We start from the raw sequence: 7206 nt of genomic DNA, 5'->3' as shown, positions 1-7206 counted from the left end.
GTCCATGGCGCCATTGGCGAACGGGTTACCCATGCCGCCGCCGATGTTCGCGAACGGGTTACCCATGTTCGCGAACGGGTTACCCATATTCGCGAACGGGTTACCCATATTCGCGAACGGGTTGCCCATGTTGGCGAAGGGGTTACCCCAGTTGGCGAAGGGGTCCGGCATGTTCCCGAACGGATTGTTGGGGAATCCGTTTGGCATCGCCCCGACGTCGTTGGGCATCGGCAGGGGTGCTACCGGCTTCGGGTCGGTGATGCTTATCGGGTTTCGCGCATCGACGAACACCGACATGAGGATCTTCGCCGCGACCAACGCCGGCATGAAGGCTTCGAGGGCGTGGTTGGCCCACATCTGGCGCAGATGCTGGTCCAGCTTGTTCCACTCGGGGACGCTGAAGGCCTCGAACGGGTGGTAATTCACCCACGCCGGCGGCGTCCACAGGACGGGCTTATCTGGTTGTTTTCCTCCACGTGCTGCGTTTTGTTGCAGCTTGGTGTTGGCGTACTGCTGACCCAGGTCCCAGGCGTTCGACTGGCCATCGTGCAGGTCGCCATACTGGAGCGTGCTCTCGTTGAACATTCTGGCGATGAGCCGGTACGGGTGCTGCCAGGTGCCGCTCGGGTAGATCTTGTACCACCTGTCGAAGGTGTCCTCCACCGCGTGGATGAAGTCCCACATTGCCTGCTCGACCTGGGACAGCGTCGTGTCCCAGATTTTGAACTGGGGATCGACGTCGACGAGGAACTTGTTCGCGCCCTGCACCCGACGGATCCAGGCCGATTCGGCGGAGCCTTTGAATTCGGGGTTCTTGACGTTCACCGACTTGATCTGGTCGGTCAGCGAACCCGAGATCCCCATCGCGTGGGTCGTCAGGTTGCCCAGGATCTCGCGAACGGACCCGATCGAGTCCGGGTCGAACGCCTTACCCGGTCCGGCCACCTTGGGCAGGTCGGCGATCAGGCGTTCCCACGCATTGCCGAGCCTGACGACCGGGTTGCCAGCGGCGTTGGTCACGTCCCCCGGGTTGGTGGTGTTGTGCGTCTGCCCCTGAGGCTTTTCGTTGTTGGTCACACCCACCCACACTGTCAGGCGGGTGACGTGCTTCATCGCCCCGTCCTGCCTCCACTTGTAGAAGGTGACGGCGTCCTTGTCGTAAGCGGGCATGTAACCGCCGACACGGGTGTGGTGGCTGATCTGGTTGACCAGCCAGTAGCCGGGGCCCTTGATGGTCCGCGGTCGGTACTCGTTGTTGATGGAACCCGCGTCCCCGCCGTCTCCGCCGCCGAGTACCAGCCCCAGAATGCTCGCCAGGGCGTCCTCGAACGTCGCGGTGTTCGTCATCACTAACTCCCAGAAGTGGGCATGAAGTAATCGAACTGCTCGGCGCTCAACGTGCTCGCCTGTTCGACGGCATCGGAGTCGGCCAGCAGGAATTTGATGCCGTACTCCAGGATGTTGATTTCGCCCCGCGCGCCCTTGAAGCGCGCGGCCAGGCCCGCCCGAACGCCATCGATCCTCCCCGTCAGGCCCTCCGCCTCGGTGAAGCCCTTCCCGCCGAGGCGCAGCTTGAACGGCTTCGTGAAGTCGACCGTCGAATCCGGCAGGGAGCCGTACGGGTAGTCCTTGCCGTACATCAGGTCGATCTCATCGACCTGCTTGGTGTAGATGCCCTGCAACTTCCGCAGGTAGTTCTCGTTGATGACGATGTTCTTCATCGTGCATTCCTCTCGACGGAGTCGGCGCAGCGGGGACTCGGCTGCATTGATTCGGGGAATCCAAGGTCTGAGCAAGCCCATGGACAGCGGTGGGTCAGATGCACTGGTCCACCCGGTGGTGCTGCGGACCAGTGCATCTGACCCGGTATCGGCTCGGCAGGATTGCCGTCGCGTCAGTTTCGCTGGACAGGCATCAGATGCACTGGTTCAGGACACGGCGCCCAGCGGTCTCCTAGGTGAAGATGGCCGCGCCCTTGTTGTCGCCGAGGACGTAGTTCTGGACGATCTCCACAAGGCGAGTCTGCCCCAGTGCCAGGGCCTGCCGCATTTCCTGCTGGCCCTGGTTCCACAGCTGCTGAGCCAGCGCGTAGGCCTCCGGCGCCTGGCCGTTGTTGGCGTCGATGAACCGCTGCACATGCTGCTGGAGGTTCTCCAGCGATCGGTCGAGGTCGCTGGTTTCCCTGCGCATTTCCTCGGCGACGTTGTGTACCAGGGCGGGATTGATGGCATAGTTGGCCATCCTCGGCCTCCTTAACGTTCGTCGGTCCGGGTTTTGTCGGCCCGGGTTTCGTGGGCGGGACGTTCGGCGGTCAGGCTGCGGCCCAGCCGCCGGACTTCATGGCGTTGTCGTCTTCGGTCGTGGTGGTCAGTTGCGAGTACCGCTCCATGTTCTGGTTGAGCATGTTCAGGCCCTGCTGGACCTTCGCGAAGCCGGCCAGCCACTGGTTGACGGCCTCAAGGAACCTCCCCGCGGCCGCGTCGCTCTGCCACGCGGCGGCCAGGTTGCCCTGTGCGGTCGTGACGTTCCGATAGCTGTCGCTGGCCTCGGTCTGGGCCTGGGCGAACGCCATGACCATGCCGGTGATGGTCGCCTGATCGGCGACGATCCCGTTGAGGTTTGCCATGGCTCTCCTTCCTTGTCATCCGGCGCGCGTCGCCGGAGGCGGTGTGATGTGATCTCGCCAGCCGCGCCCGTCCGGTGGGTCAGCCGCGGGCGGCGGATGGGTTTGGGCACCTCGGCGGCCTCACCCCCCTTCCGGCCGGACCAGTGCCGGCCCGGCGGGCAGCATGGCGACCAGCGCGGTGGGCATGACCACCGCCTGGTCGAGGGAGTACCCCAGGGTGGTGACATCGCCGCCCATGATCGGGTAGGCGATGCCCCGCTCGTTGACCAGCAGGCCCTGCTGCCGCCACCGATCGGTGTCCGCGCTCGCCCGGGGCATCAGCAGTGCTCCCCCGCCCGGCGTCACCCGCACCGTCACGGCAGTCTTTCGGCCGCCGCCGCCGGTCGGCGTACCGGTCGCGGTGGCCAGGACGACCGTGGGTTTCTCGCCGGCCTTCCCCGCGAACTCCACGCAGACCACGGCACCCTCGGGTGGGGATGGCGGTTTGGGCGGGGTGGCCGGCAGCGTGGTCAGTGGGCGCACCGGGCTGCGCTGGCCGGCGGCGACCAGATCGGCCGCGGTGATGGCGGTCTCCCTGGCCGAGCCCGGCGTGGCCCGCCGCAGCAGGTACTCGGTCTCGGTCAGCGGGGCCAGCCCGTCGGTGGTCATCAGGTAGTGGCCGACCGTGCCGTTGCCCATGTCCACGGCGAACAGCTGGCCGATCGACGTCGGCCGGCCGGCCACCCTCGGCCCGGCGCCGCCGGCCCCGGCCACCTTCGGCGGGCCGACCGTACCGCCCAGCGGGATCAACTCCAGCCAGGTGGTCGCCACCGGCACCGGAACGAGCAGCCCCAGCCCCAGCACGTCGGCCATCCAGGACTGCGGAAGCAGCAGCCGCCGCCCTCCCCACAGCAGGTAGGTCTTCCCGCCCGCGATGACCGTCACCGCCTGCCCGTCGCCGAGCGGCTCGGGGGCCGCCGGCACGTCGACGTCCAGGACGATCGGGCCGGTACCCCGGCTGCAGGCACGCCACACGCCCTGGTTGACCCGGTTGGCCGCGGGCAGCACCTGCGGCCCGGCCGGGGTACCCACCGCCGCGCCACGCGGCAGCTTGGCGAGCTTGGACGAGGAGACGGCGACGGGGGTGAGCCGACCGCCGGCCAGCAGGGTGGCCGTTGCCACGTCGTTGACCGGGCGCAGTTGGCCGTTGATCAGCACGTACCGCGCCCCGGTCGAGGAGTCCACCACCAGCATCCGCGGCTGCTGCCAACTGGTCGAGCCCGATCCCGGCAGCAGCGCCCAGATCGCGACCACGACCAGCAGCAGGATCGCGAACACGAGGCCCGCGAAGGTACCGGTGCGGTCCCGGCGGGTCGGTGACTCCGCAACCTCCGGCTCGGCCCGCACCAGCGCACCGGTCACCCGGGTCATCATGTACCGCTGGGCGTCCACCTGGTCACGACGCGACGACATGTCAACCCACCCGCGCCCGGATCACGTCGATCAGGCCGGTGATGACCACGACGGTCGGCGCCAGGGCGGCCACCGCCGCGGTATGCGCCAAGTCGCCCATCCGACCCCAGATCGGGTTGAACCGCCGGCCGACCGGAATCCGCGCGGCCAGCCCGCACACCACCACCATGATCAGGCAGCAGCCGATGGCCAGTTGGGCGGCGAGCTGACCCCGATCCGTGATCGCGGTCAGGCACCAGATCGAGATGGCGGCCAGCGCCGGGCCGGCCAGCGCCAACCGGTGCCAGGTGCTCGTCATCGGGCGGGTGACCAGGATCTGGGCGGCGGCGGCCAGCCAGGCGGCCAGCGGCGCGGCCCAGCCGGGCGCCGCCGCCAGCCACACCATCGCGGCCCCGGAGACCAGCCCGAATGCCGCGTACAGGGCGGTCATGAACTGGTCCGCGGCGGCGGCCTGGGTGAGCACCCCGGCGGCCGGTTCCGGGTCGATCTTCTCCTGCAGGTCCGCCGGTTCGGCGGGCGTCTCCGGCAGGGCGAACCCGGCGAGCTTGAAGGCGGCCGCCGGTACCGCCGGGCGCAGCGCCGTGGTGACGACGACCATGATCGCGGCGATCGTGGTCCAGTCCAGCGTGGCCCTGGTACGCAGCAAGAGCGCGGCGACGACCAGCAGCCACGCCACCAGCAGGCCGACGGTGACCGGCCGCCAGCCGGTGCGCGGGAAGACGAACCCGGCCACCAGCAACGCGGCGACGGTGCCAGCGCTGGCAACCACGAAGATCAGCCGGGGTACGACGGCACCGGCCGCGCCAGCCAGCGGGGAGTGCGGCGCCACCGCGTCCAGCACGGCAAGCACCGTCCCGGCCACGCAGGCGGCGCCCAGGATGCCGGCCGTCGCCCGGTCGGCCAGCTTGCGTACCACCGCGAAGCCCGCGACGAAGCACATCGCCGCTATCGCCGCGAGCAGCACCGGGCCCCGAGGCGCGCCCGGCCACATCCGCGCGGCGGCCAGCCAGGCGGCCAGCCAGGCGGCGAGCAGCAGCAGGGCGGTGACCCGCGTGGTCTGCGGCCGCCACAGCCCGGACCGCTTGCGGATGCCGGCCGAGACGCCATCGACAAGGTCGTCGTAGGCCAGCGGCGGAATCTGGTCGGTACGCGGGCGTACGTGGACGACCTCGCCGTCGAGCAGGTCGAGATCACCGACAGTGCTCGACTCGTCGAGGGCCGGCCCACCCAGCCGCTGGACGATCCAGCCGCTGTGCTCCAGCCCACGATCGGCGAGATCCGGTCCCAACGCGCTCAGCAGGGCCGGCATCATGTCGGCCAGCGGAATGTGGGTGGGCAGGCTCACGTCGACCTGGCTGGTCGGCCCGACGACCAGCAGCCGGCAGAGTTCTCCGCGCTCGGCGCTCATATCCCGAACACGCCTGCACTGTCACTGGAGTTCACGGATTTTTTTTGGGCCTCCCGCGGGGGGCCGCCCGCGCTCGGCCGGGCGGCCCGCAGCAGCCGGGCCGGGACCGTGCGCTCGCCGAGGAACCAGTACTCCCGGCCTGCTCTGGCCTCCGTCCACCGGGTGGTTCCTTCTGCAGCTCAGGTTGGGTGCGGGTGCCGGCGGCGTGCTGATGCGCCCGCGCGATGGTCGAGTCGGCGCTCACGTCCCAGCCGATCAGACCTGCTGCGTCCGCGCGGATCTGCAGCCGCTAGGGCGAACCCACCCGAACCCGCCACCGCATCCCATCGATGAGCTGCTGTTTACTCCACTTCGGCCGACGACCTGGCTTCTTGCCCCTCGTCAACAGGGGCGCAAGCGCCGCCCACTGAACGCTGGTCAGGTCATCCCGCCTCGTCACCGGTATGGTGGCCACGAGCTCTCCGGTAGATGGTTCTGCTTGGTCGCTGAACCATCTACCGGAGACCTCACTGCCTATCGACCACCGACACGCCCACGACCCTGATCAGGGCCAGCCACCAGCCCCCGCCATGAAACACCTAGCGTCACATCAATCACTGGTGGGTGCCGCCATCGACCCGGATCTCGGTGCCGGTGATGACGGCACCGTCGTCGGAGGCAAGCATCGCAACCACCGTTCCTATGGACTGAGCATGAGTTGCACGTGCTCAATCGCGTGCCCCGAACGGTGTTGGGCACACTGGTCCCCCGCGTGCGCTCCGTATCCGGTGCGCGCGGATCGTGTCCGCGGGTCCGGAGGTACGGGGGCGGGTTCCCTCGCGCTCGGGGTGCCCGGTCCGGCCTGGGCGATCCGATGCCCCTGCTCATCACTCCGGTGGGCAGGGGGCGGTGTCGTCCGTCGCCGGATCGGGTGTCCCTGGGCGCGTCGTCCGATCGCCACGGCGGCGGCGTCGTGGCGGGTTGTCTTGCGGTTCTTGCTGGTCAGTGGCTTCTGCCAGTGCTGGGCGCCCCACTGTGAGGTGTACGCGGGGTCGACTGCGATGATCGTGACCCCGGCCGTCTGGGCCATGGACGTGATCCGGGCGCGGAGCTTGCCTGTGGGCATGCCGGAGATGAGATGGCGGAACCACTTTCGACGGCCGTGCTTCTCCCGGGTTTTCTCCCCGTCGAAGCCCAGGTCCTCGATGGCGATCGCCGTCACGTCGCAGGTTTTCGCCCACTTCAACAGTCGGGTCAGGGAGCGCCGAACCTGGGCATCGCGGTGGCCGACGGTGCCGGACAGGTCGTAGGGGAATCTGCGCGGGTTACCGACCGGGTTGCCGTGGACATCAAGGCGCCAGGCGGCGAGGTGGTCGGCATTGGTGTCTACGCCGATCGCACCCTCGGCCAGCGCGGCCTTTAGTGGGATCGTCGGAGTGGTGGCGCACTGCCAGGATGCGGTGATGTACCAGCGTGCGCGTTGCACGTCGTAGTGGATGCGGTAGGCGACCGCTCGGTTGGCATGGACGCGGTCGGCCCATTCCTGGCCGCGGTACGCGAACCGCACCTTCGCGGTGAGGACATACCGACCGTGTGGGGCGTTCGCGAGCTCGGCCAACGGGGCGGGCAACCTGATCGACACCTCGCCGAGCGGGGTGACGCGGATCGTCTCGTTGCCGTGTCGCTTACCCGATTCCCCGTCGGCTTGCAGGAACCAGCGGTTGGCTTCCCAGCGCTGTCG

General features: G+C 68.7%; 8 protein-coding genes. All 8 read right to left on the bottom strand.

All coding sequences use genetic code 11. The features are described from left to right. Nucleotides 1–1347, bottom strand: a 1347-nt coding sequence (locus FXF52_RS39910) for a myeloid leukemia factor (protein ID WP_222870938.1), incomplete at its 3' end; no start/stop codon positions are given. Nucleotides 1348–1349: 2 nt separating this feature from the next. After that, on the bottom strand, nt 1350–1721 hold the full coding sequence (locus tag FXF52_RS39905) for a hypothetical protein (RefSeq protein ID WP_148804831.1): 372 nt from the start codon (nt 1719–1721) through the stop codon (nt 1350–1352). A 232-nt stretch (nt 1722–1953) separates the two neighbouring features. Then, nucleotides 1954–2241 carry a WXG100 family type VII secretion target gene (locus FXF52_RS39900; RefSeq protein WP_148804830.1) on the bottom strand — a complete coding sequence of 96 codons (288 nt, stop codon included), beginning with the start codon at nt 2239–2241 and terminating at the stop codon, nt 1954–1956. Between the two features lie 70 nt (nt 2242–2311). Next, nucleotides 2312–2626, bottom strand: a complete 315-nt coding sequence (locus tag FXF52_RS39895) for a hypothetical protein (protein ID WP_148804829.1) — start codon at nt 2624–2626, stop codon at nt 2312–2314. Nucleotides 2627–2746: 120 nt separating this feature from the next. Next, nucleotides 2747–4078 carry a type VII secretion protein EccB gene (gene eccB / locus FXF52_RS39890; RefSeq protein WP_148804828.1) on the bottom strand — a complete coding sequence of 444 codons (1332 nt, stop codon included), beginning with the start codon at nt 4076–4078 and terminating at the stop codon, nt 2747–2749. A gap of 1 nt (nt 4079) precedes the next feature. Then, a complete protein-coding gene (gene eccD / locus FXF52_RS39885) occupies nt 4080–5486 on the bottom strand; it encodes a type VII secretion integral membrane protein EccD (protein WP_148804827.1) in 1407 nt (468 codons plus the stop codon). A 593-nt stretch (nt 5487–6079) separates the two neighbouring features. Next, nucleotides 6080–6151 carry a hypothetical protein gene (locus FXF52_RS43925; protein WP_305069377.1) on the bottom strand — a complete coding sequence of 24 codons (72 nt, stop codon included), beginning with the start codon at nt 6149–6151 and terminating at the stop codon, nt 6080–6082. Between the two features lie 14 nt (nt 6152–6165). Beyond that, nucleotides 6166–7206, bottom strand: a 1041-nt coding sequence (locus FXF52_RS39870; RefSeq protein ID WP_148804826.1) for an IS200/IS605 family accessory protein TnpB-related protein, incomplete at its 5' end; no start/stop codon positions are given.

Origin of the sequence: Micromonospora sp. MP36, assembly GCF_008119785.1 — a bacterium.
Lineage (GTDB): Bacteria > Actinomycetota > Actinomycetes > Mycobacteriales > Micromonosporaceae > Micromonospora.
This window is presented reverse-complemented; position numbering and strand designations above follow the sequence as displayed.